The sequence below is a fragment of the Micromonospora globbae genome, assembly GCF_036184225.1.
GTDB lineage: Bacteria > Actinomycetota > Actinomycetes > Mycobacteriales > Micromonosporaceae > Micromonospora > Micromonospora globbae.
This window is the reverse complement of the sequence record NZ_CP108084.1, coordinates 1,939,155-1,956,199: the sequence shown is the minus strand read 5'-3', so window position 1 is coordinate 1,956,199 and position 17,045 is coordinate 1,939,155. Positions and strand designations below refer to the sequence as shown.

Annotated in this window: 17 protein-coding genes and 1 riboswitch; of the genes, 10 read left to right on the top strand and 7 right to left on the bottom strand. The window is 74.9% G+C overall.

What is annotated here, in order from left to right; all coding sequences use genetic code 11:
• Positions 1 to 109 precede the first annotated feature (109 nt).
• The 4 genes from OG994_RS08700 to OG994_RS08685 all read left to right on the top strand — a co-directional run bounded on the left by OG994_RS08700 (position 110) and on the right by OG994_RS08685 (position 3,712).
• Entirely contained in the window at positions 110 to 706 is a 597-nt protein-coding gene (locus OG994_RS08700) for a MerR family transcriptional regulator (protein ID WP_120331354.1), read from the top strand.
• Between the two features lie 693 nt (positions 707 to 1,399).
• Positions 1,400 to 1,798 carry a group I truncated hemoglobin gene (locus OG994_RS08695; protein WP_120331355.1) on the top strand — a complete coding sequence of 133 codons (399 nt, stop codon included), beginning with the start codon at positions 1,400 to 1,402 and terminating at the stop codon, positions 1,796 to 1,798.
• Between the two features lie 2 nt (positions 1,799 to 1,800).
• Entirely contained in the window at positions 1,801 to 2,982 is a 1,182-nt protein-coding gene (locus OG994_RS08690) for a globin domain-containing protein (protein WP_328852773.1), read from the top strand.
• Positions 2,983 to 3,034: 52 nt separating this feature from the next.
• Complete coding sequence (locus OG994_RS08685; RefSeq protein ID WP_240033179.1) at positions 3,035 to 3,712, top strand: DivIVA domain-containing protein; 678 nt, start codon at positions 3,035 to 3,037, stop codon at positions 3,710 to 3,712.
• A 173-nt stretch (positions 3,713 to 3,885) separates the two neighbouring features.
• Here the strand turns inward: OG994_RS08685 and OG994_RS08680 are convergent, their stop codons facing one another.
• The gene (locus OG994_RS08680) at positions 3,886 to 4,542 is read right to left on the bottom strand and encodes an SDR family oxidoreductase (protein ID WP_328852772.1); all 657 of its coding nucleotides are present in this window, start codon (positions 4,540 to 4,542) and stop codon (positions 3,886 to 3,888) included.
• A gap of 168 nt (positions 4,543 to 4,710) precedes the next feature.
• Here OG994_RS08680 and OG994_RS08675 point away from each other — a divergent pair, with 168 nt between their 5' ends.
• Positions 4,711 to 5,595: an NAD-dependent protein deacetylase gene (locus OG994_RS08675; protein WP_407942574.1), complete on the top strand. Its 885-nt coding sequence runs from the start codon at positions 4,711 to 4,713 to the stop codon at positions 5,593 to 5,595.
• Between the two features lie 192 nt (positions 5,596 to 5,787).
• Positions 5,788 to 5,886, top strand: a riboswitch (glycine riboswitch).
• Between the two features lie 72 nt (positions 5,887 to 5,958).
• A complete protein-coding gene (gcvP, locus tag OG994_RS08670; protein WP_328852770.1) occupies positions 5,959 to 8,781 on the top strand; it encodes an aminomethyl-transferring glycine dehydrogenase in 2,823 nt (940 codons plus the stop codon).
• 113 nt (positions 8,782 to 8,894) lie between these two features.
• On the opposite strand, the gene OG994_RS08665 is transcribed toward gcvP, so the two are convergent.
• Positions 8,895 to 9,095, bottom strand: a complete 201-nt coding sequence (locus OG994_RS08665) for a DUF5999 family protein (protein ID WP_120330837.1) — start codon at positions 9,093 to 9,095, stop codon at positions 8,895 to 8,897.
• A gap of 123 nt (positions 9,096 to 9,218) precedes the next feature.
• Here OG994_RS08665 and OG994_RS08660 point away from each other — a divergent pair, with 123 nt between their 5' ends.
• Positions 9,219 to 10,409, top strand: a complete 1,191-nt coding sequence (locus tag OG994_RS08660; RefSeq protein ID WP_363662265.1) for a chorismate-binding protein — start codon at positions 9,219 to 9,221, stop codon at positions 10,407 to 10,409.
• 108 nt (positions 10,410 to 10,517) lie between these two features.
• On the opposite strand, the gene pip is transcribed toward OG994_RS08660, so the two are convergent.
• Positions 10,518 to 11,468: a prolyl aminopeptidase gene (gene pip, locus OG994_RS08655; RefSeq protein ID WP_328852768.1), complete on the bottom strand. Its 951-nt coding sequence runs from the start codon at positions 11,466 to 11,468 to the stop codon at positions 10,518 to 10,520.
• Positions 11,469 to 11,509: 41 nt separating this feature from the next.
• On the opposite strand from pip, the gene OG994_RS08650 reads away from it, so the two are divergent.
• Positions 11,510 to 11,992, top strand: a complete 483-nt coding sequence (locus OG994_RS08650) for a MarR family winged helix-turn-helix transcriptional regulator (RefSeq protein ID WP_328852767.1) — start codon at positions 11,510 to 11,512, stop codon at positions 11,990 to 11,992.
• A 39-nt stretch (positions 11,993 to 12,031) separates the two neighbouring features.
• Here OG994_RS08650 and OG994_RS08645 read toward each other — a convergent pair whose 3' ends face one another.
• Both OG994_RS08645 and OG994_RS08640 read right to left on the bottom strand, forming a co-directional pair.
• The gene (locus OG994_RS08645; protein WP_328852766.1) at positions 12,032 to 12,844 is read right to left on the bottom strand and encodes an ABC transporter permease; all 813 of its coding nucleotides are present in this window, start codon (positions 12,842 to 12,844) and stop codon (positions 12,032 to 12,034) included.
• Positions 12,841 to 13,791, bottom strand: coding sequence for an ATP-binding cassette domain-containing protein (locus tag OG994_RS08640; RefSeq protein ID WP_328852765.1), 951 nt, complete (start codon positions 13,789 to 13,791; stop codon positions 12,841 to 12,843). The genes OG994_RS08645 and OG994_RS08640 overlap by 4 nt, the downstream gene beginning before the upstream one ends.
• A gap of 74 nt (positions 13,792 to 13,865) precedes the next feature.
• On the opposite strand from OG994_RS08640, the gene OG994_RS08635 reads away from it, so the two are divergent.
• Positions 13,866 to 14,636: a TetR/AcrR family transcriptional regulator gene (locus OG994_RS08635; protein ID WP_240033120.1), complete on the top strand. Its 771-nt coding sequence runs from the start codon at positions 13,866 to 13,868 to the stop codon at positions 14,634 to 14,636.
• Between the two features lie 10 nt (positions 14,637 to 14,646).
• Positions 14,647 to 15,156: a peptide deformylase gene (def, locus tag OG994_RS08630; RefSeq protein ID WP_120330831.1), complete on the top strand. Its 510-nt coding sequence runs from the start codon at positions 14,647 to 14,649 to the stop codon at positions 15,154 to 15,156.
• Positions 15,157 to 15,214: 58 nt separating this feature from the next.
• Here def and OG994_RS08625 read toward each other — a convergent pair whose 3' ends face one another.
• The gene (locus OG994_RS08625; RefSeq protein WP_240033119.1) at positions 15,215 to 16,003 is read right to left on the bottom strand and encodes a GNAT family N-acetyltransferase; all 789 of its coding nucleotides are present in this window, start codon (positions 16,001 to 16,003) and stop codon (positions 15,215 to 15,217) included.
• Entirely contained in the window at positions 15,988 to 16,761 is a 774-nt protein-coding gene (locus OG994_RS08620) for a sulfite exporter TauE/SafE family protein (RefSeq protein ID WP_275670854.1), read from the bottom strand. Before OG994_RS08620 ends, OG994_RS08625 begins: the two co-directional genes overlap by 16 nt.
• Positions 16,762 to 17,045: the final 284 nt, after the last annotated feature.

Sequence of the window (17,045 nt, the reverse complement as noted above, 5' to 3'; positions counted from 1 at the left end):
TCGCGGCCGTTTCTCCCTGGTAACCCGTGAGGGCCGCTATAGGGTTGCCGTGTCGAGGGGTCGCGTCCCGGAAACGACGCGGCACCGCACGGGCGGGGAGGTTGTCCGGATGCACGAGCCGCGGAACGTCGATGCGGGTACGGAACTGGACGAGCCGGGTGTGGCGCCGCCGGGTTCGGCGACGGACAGTGACGGGTCGGTGGGCTACCGGGGGGTGACGGCCTGCCACGCGGTGGGCATCAGCTACCGGCAGTTGGACTACTGGGCTCGTACGGGGCTGGTGGTGCCGAGCGTGCGGGACGCCTCGGGTTCGGGTACGCAGCGGTTGTACTCGTTCCGCGATCTGGTGGTGTTGAAGGTCGTGAAGCGGCTGTTGGACGCCGGGGTGTCGTTGCAGAACATCCGGAAGGCGATCGACGCGTTGCGGTCGCGTGGGGTGGAGGATCTGGCCGGGATCACGTTGATCTCGGACGGCACGACGGTGTACGAGTGCCGGTCCCCGGAGGAGGTCGTCGACCTGTTGCAGGGCGGCCAGGGGGTGTTCGGCATCGCGATCGGTGGGGCCTTCAAGGAGATCCAGGGGTCGCTGTCGCATCTGCCGGCGGAGCCCGCGGCGGGTGCCGGGTCGGCGGGTGAGCCGTCGGTGCCCGAGGGTTCGGTGGGTGACGAGCTGGCGGCCCGGCGGGCGCGGCGGCGGGCTGGCTGAGGCGGGCGACGACGCTGGCGGCCCGGCAGAGCCGGGCGGGCGGCGGGGCGGCAACCCCGGTGGGCTGGCCGCGGTCGGTCGGTTGGTTGGTCGGCGTGGTGTCCCGTGGAGCCCGCGGGCGGCCCGAGCGGCGCCTCGGAGGGTCTCTTTCCGCGGCGGTTGGCGGCGGGATCGTGCCGCCGGGCGGGGATCTGTGACGTTCGGTGCGGGCGACGCGCCCATGCTTGTTGCAATTTTCGTGGTGACTGTCCGTATATGTGGAGGGGCGCCTGCCGGGGTGATCGCCCGTTCGGTGGGGCGGGCCGTCCTGCTGGCGGATCATGGCCTGTCGGGTCGGCCGATGCTGGTCAGGCGATCGGCCATCCGCTGTCTGTGGTGGTCAGGGGGCGGGAAGCCGCTGCGAGAGGCCGGTCGCCAGACTGCTTCCGCAGTGGACGGTCGCTCGTCGACGGTGACGCACGGTGCGGCGGCATTCGCGTGGTGTGGTGATCAACGACCGGCCTTTCGTCACCGTACGTGGTGGACGGTGTCAGGAATCCGATAGGGGGGCCATGACCGGCGCGGCGCGACGCGCTATGGTCCGTCACGCGGTTGGCCCGGGTGGGTGCGCGTCGTCGCGGCGTCGCCTGCCGACCGGGCTGGCCGTTGCCCCTCCGCGCCACCCTCGCGCGACCCCTCCAGGAAGGAACGACCGTGACGGTTACGGACGCAACCACCCCTGTCTCGCACTACGAGCGGATCGGCGGTGCCAGCTCGGTGAAGGCGGCCGTCGAGCTGTTCTACGAGAAGGTGCTCGCCGACCCGGAGCTCGCCGGGTACTTCACCGATGTGGACATGGTGGGTCAGCGCCGGCACCTGGCGCTGATGCTGACCGTGGTGCTCGGTGGGCCGAACGAGTACGCCGGCCGGGGGTTGGCCGAGGCGCACAAGCCGTTGAACATTCCGGTGGCGCACTACGCGAAGGTCGGTGCGCACCTCATCACGACGCTGACCGAGCTGGGGGTGCCGGCGGACGTGCTGGCGCACGTGCAGGCGGTGCTGGGTGAGGTGCAGGACCAGGTGGTGACCACCGGGAACCGTCCGGGCGTCTGAGCGTGGACGCGGCACGGCTCAAGCAGAGCTGGTCCCTGGTCGCCGCGCACGGCGACCAGGTGCCGCTCTACTTCTACTCGACGTTGTTCCTGACCCACCCCGAGACCCGGCAGATGTTCCCCACGAACATGGCCGGTCAGCGGGACCGGCTGGTGACCGCGTTGGCGCACATCGTGACCAACGTGGACCAGGTGGACCGGCTCGTGGGGTTCCTGCGGGACCTCGGCGCCGACCACCGCAAGTTCGCGGTGCGGCCCGAGCACTACCCGGCCGTCGGTGAGGCGCTGCTCGCCACGCTGGCGCACTTCCTGGGCGACCAGTGGTCCGAGGAGCTGGCCCAGGACTGGGCGGCGGCGTACGGGCTGGTGTCCCAGGTCATGATCGAGGCGGCGCAGGCGGCGGAGGCGGTGAACCCGCCGTGGTGGGTCGCCGAGATCGTGGCGCACGAGCGGCGTACGTTCGACGTGGCGGTGCTGACGCTGCGGCCGCAGTACCTCCTGCCGTTCACGCCGGGACAGTCGATCGGGGTGTCGCATCCGACGGTGCGGTCGTGGCGGTACTACTCGCCGGCGAACGCGCCGCGGGCGGACGGCACGCTGGAGCTGCACGTGCGGGCGGCGCCGGGCGGCGCCGTGTCGTCGCGGCTGGTGTACGGGTCGGCGGTGGGTGACCAGTTGCACCTGGCCGCGCCCGTGGGTGACCGGTTGACGCTGTGGTCGGCCGGGTCCAGCGACCTGCTGCTGCTGGCCGGCGGCACCGGCTGGGCGCCGGTGAAGGCGCTCGTGGAACAGGTGGCGGCCGAGGGCTCGCAGCGCCGCGTCGACCTGTACGTGGGGGCCCGCTCGCGCAGCGAGTTCTACGACAGCGACGCGATCGACAAGTTGGCGGCGTCGTTCCCGTGGCTGACGGTGACGTACGTGGTCAGCATGGACCCGCTGCGGCCGGGCGGGTTCCAGCACGTGGCCGACCGGGCGCTGGCCGACGGGGACTGGCGGTCGCGGCACGTGTTCGTGTGCGGCTCGGACGAGATGGTCGCCCACTCGGTGCAGGCGTTGACCCAGGCCGGCTACCACGCCGGGCAGCTGCACCACGAGGGGTTCGGCCAGCACTGGTACGGGCCGGCGTGGCGGACGGCGGTGGACGAGGCCGTCGTCCCTGACAACTCCCCCGGAGGTGCCCGGTGAGCGCGACGAGCAGGCTCGCGAGCGCCGTGGCCGTGAACGAAAGGTCAGCCCGGTGACGACGATCAGCAGGTACGACGGGGTGCAGGCGCCCGGCGGTGTCCAGGTGCGGATGACGGCCGACCGGGTGCGCCGGTGGGAGTTCTCGTCGGCGTCGTTCACCCGCCGCGGGTACGACAACGCCGAGGTGGACCGGTTCCGGATGCAGGTGGCCGACGAGCTGGACCTGCTGTCGACGCAGATCGCGAACCTGCGGGCGGAGAACGAGCGGCTCACCGACCGGGTGGAGCTGCACCGGCACGGGGTGATCCCGAGCAAGAACGCCGCGGTGCCCATGCCGGCCGCGAAGGAGGTGAACCTGCTCTCGGCGGCGCAGCGGGAGGCGGAGCAGATCATCGCGCAGGCGCACGACTACGCGCGCCGGGTCGCGGAGTACGCGCGCGCCCAGTACGAGAGCTACATGCAGGCGGCGGTCGAGGAGGCGAGGCAGGAGGCCGAGCGGGCGGTGTCGGAGTACCGGAGCGCGGCGGGGCCGAGCTTCGACGACTCGGTGGCGACCCGGGAGGCGCTGCGGATCTTCGGCGAGATGATGATCTCCCACATGCAGGCGGCGGCGCGGCATCTCGACGACGGCAGTGAGCAGTTGGCGCGTACGGTGAACCGGCTCGTGGGGGAGGCGGTGGGCGCGGGAGCCCAGCAGACGGCGCTACCTCCGCGACACCAGCAACGCTGACCCCACCCCCGTCTCCGGGCCACCCGCCTGGACCCTCTCCGGTGATCATGAGGTTATTGCCGGCGCCGTCGGCGTGTCGTGGCGGTAACTTCATGATCACCCGGGCCACGCGATCACCGGGGCCGCGCGCCCGGCACGGGGACACGGGGACCGGGGACGTGGGGGACCGGGGGTCAGCGGGTGGCCGTCGTTACGGCTTCGGCCACCGGGGTGTCGCCGTTGACGAGTTCCAGGACGAGGCCGGCGGTCGCCGGGGCGTCGAGGAGGGCGACCAGCACCCCGGCCACGTCGGCGCGGGTGACGGCGCCGCGGGGCACGCGCCGCTCCAGGGTGACGCGCCCGGTCGGCGGGTCGTCGGTGAGCCGGCCGGGTCGCAGCACCGTCCAGTCGAGGTCACGGCCGGTGACGTCGTCCTCGGCGGCCTTCTTCGCCCGCAGGTAGGCGGCGAACACCTCGTCGGTGCCCGGGCGCGGCGCGTCCTCCACGCCCATCGAGGAGACCAGCAGGTAGCGGCGGACGCCGGCGCGTTGCGCGGCGTCGGCGAGCAGCACGGCGGCGGCCCGGTCGACGGTGTCCTTGCGGGCGGCGCCGCTGCCCGGGCCGGCGCCGTCGGCGTGGACCACCGCGTCGGCGCCGGCGAGGTGACCGGCCAGCTCGTCGACGCCGACGCGCTCCAGGTCGGCGAGGACCGGCTGGGCGCCGACGGCGGTCAGGTCGGCGGCGTGGTCGGGGTTGCGGATCAGGCCGACGGCGGTGTCGCCGCGGCCGGCGAGTTCCCGCAGCAGCAGCCGGGCGATCTTGCCGTGCCCTCCGGCGATGACGACGCGCATACCTGCAACCTAGCCGCCGGTCCTGGTCGCCGCGCCGGCGAGCCGCGCCCTGTCGCCGGGTGGGCGAGCCCAGCGCCGCAGCGATCGGTGCGAGGTAGGGCCCGAGCACGCGCCATCGCCCTGTGAGCGAGGCCCGGCACGGGCCGCGCGTTCGCCGGGCGGGGCTCGGTGAGGCAGCATGGACGCGTGACGGAGACGATCGACGAGCTGGTCGAGCGGGTGGCCGGCGGCGGTGTCGTGGTGCTCAGCGGGGCGGGTCTGTCCACCGAGTCGGGCATCCCCGACTACCGGGGGCCCAGCGGGGTGGCGCGGCGGCACACCCCGATGACGTACCAGACGTTCACCCGGGATCCGCTGGCCCGGCGGCGCTACTGGGCGCGCAGCCACCTGGGGTGGCGGTTGATGGCGCGGGCACAGCCGAACGACGGGCACCGGGCGGTGGCCCGGTTGCAGCACGGCGGCCTGGTCGACGCGGTGATCACGCAGAACGTCGACGGGTTGCACACGGCGGCGGGCAGCCCGGAGGTGGTGGAGCTGCACGGCCGCCTCGACGAGGTGGTGTGCCTCGACTGCGGCAACCGGACCTCGCGGGAGGAACTGGACCGGCGGCTGCGGGAGGCGAACCCCGGGTTCGACGCGCGGGTGGCCGCCGTCAACCCCGACGGCGACGTGGACCTCGACGAGGCCGCGGAAGCGGCGTTCCGGGTGGTCGACTGCACGTTCTGCGGCACGGGCACGCTGAAACCGGACGTGGTGTTCTTCGGCGAGACCGTGCCTGCGCCCCGGGTGGCGCGCTGCTTCGCACTGGTGGAGCGGGCGCGGCTGCTGCTGGTGCTGGGCTCGTCGTTGACGGTGATGTCGGGGCGGCGGTTCGTGCTGCGGGCGGCGAAGCTCGGCATTCCCGTGGTGATCGTCAACCAGGGTCCGACGCGCGGTGACGCGTACGCGGCGCTGACCGTGGACGCGCCGCTGGGCCGGGTGCTGCCGGCGCTGGCCGACCGCGCCGTCGCGGCGGAGCCGGGCACGGCCCGGGTGGTGGCCGCAACCGGCTGACCCGCGCGTGGAGCCCGACCGGGCCGGGCCCGACAGCCGCACCCGCGCCGGCCGGCCGACCCGACCGGGGACCCCGCCGGGGCGGGCCCGGCGGCCGGGGCTGCCGCCGACCCCGGGACCAGGCATGATCACCGCCACCGGGGTACGACATCCGTGGGAAACCCTCCCGCTGGTAGCGTTGACCATGCCGGTAACACCCACGGGGGAGAGACCGCCCAGCAGTACCCGGGGCGGCGCCGAAGGGGCAAATCCTCCCCGGAACCTCTCAGGCAAAAGGACCTCGTGGGGCAGGCACTGTGGAGCGCCGTGCGGGCGCGACAGAGGGGGAGGCCGACTGTCGACCTCGCCCCGGGAGCGCAGCCCATGACCACAGAGCAGTTCGCCACCCGTCACATCGGCCCCGGCCCGGACGACGAACGCCGGATGCTGGAGACCGTCGGCTACAGCTCGATCGACGAGCTGATGGACGCGGCGATCCCCGAGGTGATCCGCTGGCACGGCACCCTGGACCTGCCGGAGCCGGCCACCGAGGCCGAGGCGCTCGCCGAGCTGAGGGCCCTCGCGGCCCGCAACACCGTCGCCGTCTCCATGATCGGCCTGGGCTACCACGGCACGCACACCCCGGCGGTGATCCGCCGCAACGTGCTGGAGGACCCGGCGTGGTACACGGCGTACACGCCGTACCAGCCGGAGATCAGCCAGGGCCGGTTGGAGGCGCTGCTGAACTTCCAGACGATGGTGACCGACCTGACCGGTCTGGCCACCGCGAACGCCTCGATGCTCGACGAGGGCACCGCCGCGGCCGAGGCCATGACCCTCGCCCGCCGGGCGTCGAAGAGCAAGAGCCCGGTGTACGTGGTCGACGCCGACGCGCTGCCGCAGACCATCGCGGTGATCAGCAGCCGGGCGGAGCCGCTCGGCATCGAGGTGCGGGTGCTCGACCTGGACGTCGAGGAGCTGCCCGGGGAGTTCTTCGGTCTGCACCTGCAATACCCGGGTGCGTCCGGTGCGGTCCGCGACCACGCGGCCCTCGTGGCGGCGGCGCACGGGGCCGGCGCGCTGGTGACCGTCGCCGCGGACCTGCTGGCGTTGACGCTGCTGCGCCCGCCCGGCGAGATCGGCGCGGACATCGCCGCCGGCACCACGCAGCGGTTCGGCGTACCGATGGGGTTCGGTGGCCCGCACGCCGGCTACCTGGCGGTGCGGTCGGGGCTGGAGCGGATGCTGCCCGGCCGGCTGGTGGGTGTGTCCCGCGACGCGGACGGCAACCCGGCCTACCGGCTGGCGTTGCAGACCCGTGAGCAGCACATCCGGCGGGAGAAGGCGACCAGCAACATCTGCACGGCGCAGGTGCTGCTGGCGGTGATGGCCGGCATGTACGCGGTGTACCACGGCCCGGACGGGCTGCGGCGCATCGCCCGGCGTACGCACGCGATGGCGGCGCGGCTCGCGGCGGCGCTGCGCGGCGGCGGCGTCGAGGTGGTGCACGACGCGTTCTTCGACACGGTGCTGGCGCGGGTGCCCGGCGGCGCGGAGGCGGTCGTGGCGGCCGCCGCCGAGCGGGGGGTGAACCTGCGGCTGGCCGACGCCGACCACGTCGGTGTGTCGTGCGACGAGACGACCACCGACGCGCACCTGGCCGTGGTGTGCGCCGCGTTCGGGGTGCCCGCCCCGGGGGCGGGGGCCGAGGAGGCGCTGCCGGCGGGCCTGGCCCGTACGTCGGAGTTCCTCACCCACCCGGTGTTCACCAGCCACCACTCGGAGACGGCGATGCTGCGGTACCTGCGGCGGCTGGCCGACTTCGACTACGCCCTGGACCGCGGCATGATCCCGCTGGGCTCGTGCACGATGAAGCTGAACGCCACCACCGAGATGGAGCCGATCAGCTGGGCGGAGTTCGCGCACGTCCACCCGTTCGCGCCGGCCGAGCAGACCGCCGGCTACCGGGAGATGATCGCCCAGTTGGAGGGGTGGCTGGCCGAGGTGACGGGCTACGACGCGGTGAGCGTGCAGCCCAACGCTGGGTCGCAGGGGGAGCTGGCCGGGCTGCTGGCGATCCGCGCGTACCACCGGGACCGGGGCGAGGGGCACCGGGACGTGTGCCTGATCCCGTCGTCGGCGCACGGCACGAACGCGGCCAGCGCCGTCATGGCCGGCATGCGGGTGGTCGTGGTGGCGTGCGACGCCGACGGCAACGTGGACCTGGTGGACCTCGACGCGAAGATCGACAAGCATCGGGACGCCCTGGCGGCGATCATGGTGACGTACCCGTCGACGCACGGGGTGTACGAGACGGGCATCGCCCAGCTGTGCGCGAAGGTGCACGACGCCGGCGGGCAGGTGTACGTCGACGGGGCGAACCTCAACGCGCTGGTCGGGTTCGCCAAGCCGGGGAAGTTCGGTGCCGACGTGTCGCACCTGAACCTGCACAAGACGTTCTGCATCCCGCACGGCGGCGGCGGGCCGGGTGTGGGGCCGGTGGCGGTGCGGGCACACCTGGCGCCGTACCTGCCGGGTGACCCGCTGGGCGGGCGGGCCGCGGGGCGGCCGGCGATCTCGGCGGCCCGGTACGGGTCGGCGGGGATCCTGCCGATCCCGTGGGCGTACCTGCGGATGATGGGCGCGTCGGGGCTGACCCGGGCAACCGGGGTGGCGGTGCTGGCCGCGAACTACGTGGCGGCGCGGCTGCGCAACCACTACCCGGTGTTGTACGCCGGCAACAAGGGCCTCGTGGCGCACGAGTGCATCCTCGACCTGCGGCCGTTGACGAAGGCGACCGGGGTGAGCGTCGACGACGTGGCGAAGCGGCTGATCGACTACGGCTTCCACGCGCCGACGATGTCGTTCCCGGTGGCGGGGACGCTCATGGTGGAGCCGACGGAGAGTGAGGACCTGGCCGAGCTGGACCGGTTCTGCGACGCGATGATCGCGATCCGGGCGGAGATCGACAAGGTGGGTTCCGGTGAGTGGCCGGCGGGGGACAATCCCCTGGCCAACGCGCCGCACACGGCGGCGATGGTCAGCGGGGACGAGTGGCCGCACCCGTACCCGCGGTCGGTGGGCGCGTACCCGGCCGGGGTGGACCGGGCGGGGAAGTACTGGCCGCCGGTGCGGCGGATCGACGGCGCGTACGGCGACCGGAACCTGGTCTGCTCGTGCCCGTCGCCGGAGGCGTTCGAGAGCTGAGCGGGTGTGCCGGGGCGGTCGCCGGTGGCCGCCCCGGCCGCGTCGTACCGGCCGGCGGCGGCCACGGTGACGGGCCGGTGCTGACCGGTGGGTGGTGACGCAGCGTGGTCGCGTCAGGCGACGAGGGCGTGGCGGGCGGGGCCGCGGTGCGGGGCGATGGACCGGCCGTCGGGGAGCAGTTCGCCGGTGTCCTCGAAGACGATGACCCCGTTGCAGAGCAGGCTCCAGCCCTGCTCAGGGAAGCAGGCGATGACCCGGGCGGCCTCCCGGTCGGTAGCGTCGGCGGAGGGGCAGGTGGGTTGGTGCTGGCACATCGGGTTCTCCGGACTGTGGGGGCACTGTGTCATGGTTCACATGACCAGTGACGCACAGTACCAAGCGAAAGTGGCCCGCATCGAGCAGGTATGCGCGTGCGGGTCGGGAAATCCACTGAACGGATGAGGCAGATAGGGCCAGACGGCGTGGAAACGCTCCCAGAACTGACTTCGGTCGATGCACCGGCGGCGCCCGCCCGCTGCCGCCGTACCCTCGTCGAGCGGGCCCGCTGGGAGTGGCGCCCGGCCGACGGCGGCGACCCCGCCGACGGCGCGCAGGAGTTCCTGGCCGCGCACGGCCTGCCGCTGCACGACCTCGCCCGCCCCGCCACCCACGACCCGGCCGGCGTCTGCGGCGCCGCCCTGTACGTGTCGGCCGCCGCCGGGGCGCTGCTGGCCGGCGCGCCGCCCGGCGCGCCCAACCCGGTGCCCACCCTGCCCGAGGTGGCCGTGGTCGTCTACGGCCACGGCGACCCGCCGTCGCCCCGGCCGGCGGCCGGCCCCTGGCGGCTCGGCGAGTGGGTCGAGAGCTGGACGCCGGCCCGGCACGCCGGCGCCGTCGAGGCGGTCCGCGACGCCATCGGCCGCGGCGACGTCTACCAGGTCAACGTCGTGGGGCACGCCGCCGCCCGGTACGCCGGGGATCCCCTGCCGGCCCTCGCCCGCCTGGGCACGCTGCCCGGCGCCCGCTACGGCGGCGTGCTGGCCGGCGCGGGCTGGGCGGTCGGCTGCGCCTCACCGGAGACGCTGGTCGAGCTGACCGGCGGGCGGCTCGTCACCCGCCCGATCAAGGGCACCCGGCCCGCCACCCCCGCCGGCGCCCGGGAGCTGCTGGCCAGCGCCAAGGAACGCGCCGAACACGTGATGATCGTCGACCTGGAACGCAACGACCTCGCGCGGATCGCCCGCACCGGCAGCGTCCGGGTCGACGAACTGTTCGCGGTGCGCCGCTGGTGCGACCTGTGGCAGGCGGAGTCCACCGTCTCCGCGACGGCCGCCGACGGGCTCGGCCTGGCCGACCTGCTGCGCGCCGTCTGCCCCGGAGGGTCGGTCACCGGGGCGCCGAAACGCGCCGCGCTGGAGCAGATCGCCGCCCTCGAACCGGTCGGCCGCGGCGCCTCCATGGGCGCGCTGGGCTGGGTCGCCCCCGGCCGCGTCGACCTGGGCCTGACCATCCGCACCGCCGCCGTCGACACCGACCGGGTCCACGTGTGGGCCGGCGGCGGCATCACCTGGGGCAGCGACCCGCGGGCGGAGGTCGCCGAGGCCGCCGCCAAGAGCGCCCCCGTGCGGGCCGCCCTCGGCGGCCGCTGACCCCTCCCGCGCGACCACCCCGGCCCGGCCGAGGTCGGCCCGGGCGCGCCGTTCCGCCGGCGCGCCCGCCGGGACGTCACGACCCCGCCGGGCACCCGCCGGGCCGGCTCACCCCCGGTCGGCGAACCCGTCGAGGGCGGCGACCACCCGCTCGCCGATGCCGCCGCGGGCGCCGTGACCGGCGGTCTCGACCAGGTCGAGGCGGGCGTCCGGCCACGCCTGCGCGAGCTGCCACGGGATGTCCGGCGGGCTGCTGACGTCCAGCCGCCCGTGCAGCAGGACCCCGGGGATCCCGGCCAGGCGGCCGGCGTCGCGCAGCAGCTGCCCGTCGGGCAGGAACGCCGCGTTGCTCCAGTAGTGGGTCACCACCCGCGCCGACAGCATGCGGAACCGGGGGTCGGCGAACCGCGGGTCGGGGCCCGCGCCGGGCACGGTGCGCACGTGCGTGTCGTCCCAGGCGCACCAGTCGCGCGCGGCCCGCTCCCGCACCGCCGGGTCCGGGTCGGCCAGCAGGCGGGCGTACGCGGCGGCGAGGTTGCCGTCCCGGTCGGCCGGCGGCACGCCGTTGCGGAAGCGGGCCCACTCGGCCGGGAAGATCCGACCCATGTCCCGGGTGATCCACTCCACCTCGCGGCGGGTCGTGGTGACCACGCTGAACAGCACCAGTGCGCTCACCCGGTCGGGGTGGCGCTGGGCGTACGCGAGGCCGAGGGTGGAGCCCCACGAGGCGCCGAGCACCAGCCAGCGGTCCACGCCGAGGTGCTCGCGCAGCCGTTCGATGTCGGCGACCAGGTGACCTGTCGTGTTGACGGACAGGTCCACGGCCGGGTCGGCGGCGTGGGGGAGGCTGCGCCCGCAGCCGCGCTGGTCGAACAGGACCACCCGGTAGCGGGCCGGGTCGAAGTAGCGCCGCCAGCCCGCCGTGGCGCCGGAGCCGGGGCCGCCGTGCAGCACCACCGCCGGGGTGCCGTCCGGGTTGCCGCAGGTCTCCCAGTACACGAGCTGGCCGTCGCCGACGTCGAGCAGGCCGTGCGCGTACGGCTCGGCGGGTGCGTACATGCGTCCTCCCTCAGTTATGACAGCGCTGTTACATTAGCGGGGTGAGCGAGGTGCCGGACCGGGAGGCCGTGGGGACGCTGCTGCGGCGGGTGCTGGAGGTGCTCGACGGCGACGTGGCCGCCGTGTACGCGCAGCGGGGCCTCCCCGACTTCCGGCCCCGGTTCTCCCCGCCGCTGCGGGTGCTCGTCGCCGACGGGCCGTTGCCAATCCGCGACCTGGCCCGCCGGGTCGGCGTCACCCACTCCGCGGCCAGCCAGACCGTGGCGCAGATGGCGCGGGCCGGTCTGGTCGAGCTGGCCCCGGGGGCGGACGCCCGGCAGCGCGTCGTGCACCTGACCGACCGGGCCCGCGCACTGCTGCCCGTCGTCGAGGCGGAGTGGGCGGCCACCGCGGCGGCCCTGCGGGACCTCGACGGCGAGCTGCCCGCACCCCTGGCCGAGGTGCTGCGGGCGGTGCTCGCCGCCGTGCGCCGCCGGCCGCTGCGCCGGCGCATCGCCGATGCCGGCCTGCCACCGGCGCCCTGAGCCGCCGGCGCCCCGCGCCCGGGGCGCCGGCGGGACGGGTCAGCGGCCCAGCTGCCGGTACCGGCGCACGGACAGGGGCAGGAAGACCGCCACGAGCAGCAGCGGCCAGGCCACCGCGAGGGCGAGGGCGTGCTGTGCGGCGAACGAGTCGCCGCCCCAGCCGGGGTTGCCGAACAGTTCCCGGCACGCCGCGACGGTCGCCGACAGCGGGTTCCACTCGGCGACCGCGCCGAGCCAGCCCGGCATGGTCTCGGGCGGGACGTACGCGTTGGAGGTGAACCCGACCGGCCAGACGAGGATCTGCAGGGCCACGATGGACTCCGGGCGGCGCAGCAGCAGCGCCAGGTAGATGCCGGCCCAGATCAGCGCCACGCGCAGCAGCAGGAGCAGCCCGACGGCCACGAGCGCCGGGGCGAGCCCGTTGTGCCAGCGCCAGCCGACGAGCCACCCGCAGCCGAGCATCACGACGAGCCCGGCCGCGGAGTGCAGCAGGTCGGCGACGGCGCGGCCGCCGACCACCGCGGAGCGGGCCATGGGCAGGGACCGGAACCGGTCGGTGACGCCGCGGGCGGTGTCGGTGGCCACCGCCGCGTAGCTGGCCTCGATGCCGAAGGCCATGGTCATGACGAACATGCCGGGGAGCAGGAACTCGCGGTAGTCGCCGCCGCCGGGCACCGACATGGCGCCGCCGAACAGGTAGCCGAACATGAGTACCAGCAGCACGGGGAAGAGCAGGCCGGCGATCAGCTGCCCGGGCTGGCGGGTCCAGTGCGCCAGCGCCCGGCCGGTCAGGACGAGGGTGTCGGTCACGGCCCACCGCAGCCGGTGCGCGCCGAGGGTCGTCGTGCTCATACGGTCACCGTCCGGGTGTCGGTCAGGCGGAGGAACACCTCGTCGAGGGTGGGGCGGCGCACCGCGACGTCGGCCACGTCGACGGCCTCGTGTCGCAGTGCGTGCAGCACGGCCGCGAGGGCGTTGACCCGGTCGCCGACCGGGACGCTGATCCGCAGCGCCGTGGCGTCCACGCTGGGGGTGGCGGCGGTGGTGGCGGCGACCACGGCCGCGGCCCGGTCGAGGTCGGCGGCGTGGTGCAGCAGCAGGTCGAGCCGGTCACCGCCGATGTCGTCCTTGAGCCGCTCCGGGCTCCCGGCGGCGACGACCCGGCCGGCGTCGACGACGGCCACGGTGTCGGCGAGCTGGTCGGCCTCGTCGAGGTACTGGGTGGTGAGCAGGACGGTGGTGCCGGCGGCGACGAGCGCCCGCACGGCGTCCCACACCTCGCTGCGGGCGCGGGGGTCCAGCCCGGTGGTGGGCTCGTCGAGGAACAGCACCGGCGGGGCGAGGACCAGGCTGGCGGCCAGGTCGAGGCGCCGGCGCATGCCGCCGGAGTAGCCGGACACCGGGCGGGTCGCCGCGTCGGTCAGGCCGAACCGGTCGAGCAGCTCGTCGGCGCGGGCCCGGGCCGCCCGCCGGGGCAGGTGGTGCAGCCGGCCGAACAGTGTGAGGTTCTGCCGCCCGGTGAGCACCTCGTCGACGGCGGCGTGCTGCCCGACCAGGCCGATCGCGGCGCGGACGCGGTCGGGGTGGCGCAGCAGGTCGTGCCCGGCCACGCGGGCGCGCCCCCCGTCGGGGCGCAGCAGCGTGGTGAGGATCCGCACGGCCGTGGTCTTGCCCGCCCCGTTGGGGCCGAGCAGCCCGCACACGGTGCCGGCCGGCACGGCCAGGTCCAGGCCGGCCAGGGCGTGCGTGTCGCCGTATCTCTTGCGCAGTCCTTCGGCCTCGATCGCCGCGGTGTGCATCCGCGCTCCCTCCACTCGTTCGTCGTACGCTGTACGGTACACCGTACGGCGAGGGTGGCGATAGAGTCCGGGACGTGACCACCGAGTACAGCGGCACCGGGGATCCCGCCCGCAGCCTCGCCCTGCTCTGGCGCACGCGGGAGCCGGCCAGCCGCCGGGGGCGCACCGACCTCACCGTGGACCGGATCGTGCGGGCCGCCGTCGAGGTCGCCGACACCGAGGGCCTCGCCGCCCTGTCCATGCGCCGCGTGGCCGAACGCCTCGGCGTGGGCACCATGTCCCTCTACACCCACGTGCCCGGCAAGGGTGAGCTGCTGGACCTCATGCTCGACACCGTCTACGGCGAGACCCTGGCCACCGACCTGCCCGACGGCGGCTGGCGGGCCCGCCTGGAACACCTCGCCCGGGAGAGCTGGACGCTGTACGTGCGCCACCCCTGGCTGTTGCAGGTCGCCACCACCCGGCCGCCGCTGGGGCCCAACCTGATCGCCCGCTACGAGCGGGAACTGCGCGCCGTCGACGGCATCGGCCTCACCGACCTGGAGATGGACGCCGTGGTCACCCTGCTCGGCGGGTTCGTCCACGGCGCGGTACGCGGCGCCGTGGAGCAGGCGCAGGCCGCCGAGCGCACCGGGATGACCGAGGAGCAGTGGTGGCGGGCGCACGCCCCGTACCTGGAGAAGGTCATGGACGCCCGCCGGTTCCCCCTCGCCGCGCGGGTTGGCGCGGCCGCCGGGGAGGAGTACCAGGCCGCCAGCGACCCGGCGCGGGCGTTCGAGTTCGGTCTGGCCCGCATCCTCGACGGCATCGAGGTGCTCATCCGCGGCCGGGACGCCGCCGGATAATCTTGCGGGCATGACGATGCGCCCCATCCGGATCATCGGCGACCCGGTGCTGCGCACCTCGTGCGCGCCGGTGACCAGCTTCGACGCCGAGCTGCGCGCCCTGGTCACCGACCTGATGGACACCCTGCTCGGCGCGCCCGGCCGGGCCGGTGTCGCCGCCCCGCAGATCGGCGTGGACGCGCAGGTGTTCGTCTACGACGCCGACGGCCACCGCGGACACCTGGTCAACCCGACCCTCGAACTGTCCGAGGAGACCCAGGAGGACGACGAGGGCTGCCTGTCCATCCCCGGGCTGTACTTCCCGACGCGGCGTGCCCTGCACGCCACGGCCCGCGGGTTCGACCAGCACGGCGAACCGTTGACGATCTCCGGCAGCGGCTTCCTCGCCCGGGCGCTGCAGCACGAGACCGACCACCTGCACGGCCGGCTCTACGTGGACACGCTGCGCGGGGAGACGCGGCGGCGGGCGCTGCGGGAGATCCGGGCCGGCCGCTTCGACTCGCCCCGCCGCAGCGGCTGACCGCACCCGCCGTCGCCGCCGTCGGGCACGAGCCGCGCCGGCGGGTGTCCGGCCCGCCTCACCGGCGGGCGGTCAGGGCGTACTCGCCGTAGTCGGCGACCCGGGTGAAGCCCAACCGCTCGTACAACCGCAGGGCCGGGGTGTTGTCGGCGCGCACGTTGAGGGTGACGTGGGTGACGTGCGCGCGCAGCCGACGGCACAGCGCCGCCACCACCGCCGTGCCCAGGCCCCGTCCCCGCACCCGCGGATGGGTGGTGACGTTGCCCAGCGCCGCCACCCGGTAGGCCGGGGACCACACGTGCACCCCCGCCACGGCCACCAGTTCACCGCCCTCGCGGACACCCAGGTACTGCCCGGTCTCCAGCATCCGCGGGTCGAACCAGTTGCCCGGGTACGCGGCGTCGTACAGGGCGCGCAGCTGCGGCAGGTCGGCGACGCCCAACGGCTCCCCGGCGCCGGCGACCCGGGAAAGTCGCGCCGGGTCGGTGAGCGCCATCTTGTGGTGCGCGCCCGCGCCGTCGACGTCGAACGCCGGTTCCAGGGCCGACTCCAGGCCGGGGGAGAGGTGCGCGTACAGCCGCGCCGGCAGCACCGGGGCCAGCTCACCGAGCAGCGCCGCCGCGTCGCCCAGCCGCGCCGGGGCGGCGAACGCCAGCAGCGTCGGCGGGTCCGCGCCGTGGTAGAGCAGGGCCACCTGGTCGCCGCGGCGGAACCACGACGTGTACGGCCAGAAGAAGTCGTCGAGGTCGCCGAGCTGGTACGCGTGCAGCACCGGGTCGGCGCCCAGCAGCCCGGCCAGCACCGTCCGGTCGTGTTCGGCGCGGACCGGCATCAGCCGGCCAGCCACTGGTCGTAGCCGAGCTTGCCGATCAGCGCGAGGACCACGACCAGCAGCACGACGCGGACGAACCCGGCGCCGCGGCGCAACGCCATGCGCGCCCCGAGCACCGCGCCGGCGATGTTGCACAGGGCCATGCCGGCGCCCAGCAGCCACCACACGTGCCCGGTCACCCCGAACACCACGAGCGCGCCGAGGTTCGTGCCGGCGTTCACGACCTTCGCCATGGCCGACCCGTGCACGAAGTCCGCGCCGACCAGCGCCGTGAACGCCAGCACCAGGAACGTGCCGGTGCCGGGGCCGATCAGCCCGTCGTACAGGGCGATGCCCACTCCGGCCACGCCCACCGCGGCGGCCACCCGGGCGCGGGTCCGCCGCCGCGGCTCGGCCACCACGCCCAGGCGGGGGCGCAGCAGCACGAACACCGCCACCGCGAGCAGCACCACGAGCACCACCGGCCGGTACGCGCCCGCCGGCACCGCCCCGGCCAGCGCCGCGCCCACCCCCGCGCTGAGCACGGCCACCCCGGCGGCCGGCCCCGCCACCCCCCAGTCGACCTTGGTGCGCCGCGCGTACGTGGCCGCGGCGGTCGCGGTGCCGGCGATCGCGGCGAGCTTGTTCGTGCCCAGCGCCGTGGCCACCGGAACGCCGGGCGCGGCCACCAGCAGCGCCGGCAGCAGGAGCAACCCGCCACCGCCCACCACGGCGTCGACCCAACCGGCCATGGCGGCCGCCGTGAGCAGGGTGATCAGCGATGCGGGCTCCACGGGCGGCCATTCTTCCGACCGGCCCGCCGCCGACGCCCGCCCCTGTGTCCAGGCTCACCAGCCGACCGACCGCGAGGCACCTCGTCCGGTGCGTGACGGTGACCTGCGTGTCGGCGTAGACGTCGCGAAAGAGCGGCCGCCAGGCCGAGCTGCGCAGATCGTTGCGGCTCAGCAGCCCCCGGGATACGGCGGCGGAGCCGCGGAAGATCCGGCCGCGTAGCTGGGGTGGACGGCGAGGGGACTTCGGCATGCCGTACAGGCTGGCGGATGACCGGGTCGCCCCG

What these genes read in the sequence shown, in the direction of transcription:
- OG994_RS08700 (WP_120331354.1), top strand. Translation starts at nt 110, where the DNA reads ATGCACGAGCCGCGGAACGTCGATGCGGGTACGGAACTGGACGAGCCG.
- OG994_RS08680 (WP_328852772.1), bottom strand. Translation starts at nt 4,542, where the DNA reads ATGCGCGTCGTCATCGCCGGAGGGCACGGCAAGATCGCCCGGCTGCTG.
- gcvP (WP_328852770.1), top strand. Translation starts at nt 5,959, where the DNA reads ATGACCACAGAGCAGTTCGCCACCCGTCACATCGGCCCCGGCCCGGAC.
- OG994_RS08665 (WP_120330837.1), bottom strand. Translation starts at nt 9,095, where the DNA reads ATGTGCCAGCACCAACCCACCTGCCCCTCCGCCGACGCTACCGACCGG.
- OG994_RS08660 (WP_363662265.1), top strand. Translation starts at nt 9,219, where the DNA reads ATGAGGCAGATAGGGCCAGACGGCGTGGAAACGCTCCCAGAACTGACT.
- pip (WP_328852768.1), bottom strand. Translation starts at nt 11,468, where the DNA reads ATGTACGCACCCGCCGAGCCGTACGCGCACGGCCTGCTCGACGTCGGC.
- OG994_RS08645 (WP_328852766.1), bottom strand. Translation starts at nt 12,844, where the DNA reads ATGAGCACGACGACCCTCGGCGCGCACCGGCTGCGGTGGGCCGTGACC.
- OG994_RS08640 (WP_328852765.1), bottom strand. Translation starts at nt 13,791, where the DNA reads ATGCACACCGCGGCGATCGAGGCCGAAGGACTGCGCAAGAGATACGGC.
- def (WP_120330831.1), top strand. Translation starts at nt 14,647, where the DNA reads ATGACGATGCGCCCCATCCGGATCATCGGCGACCCGGTGCTGCGCACC.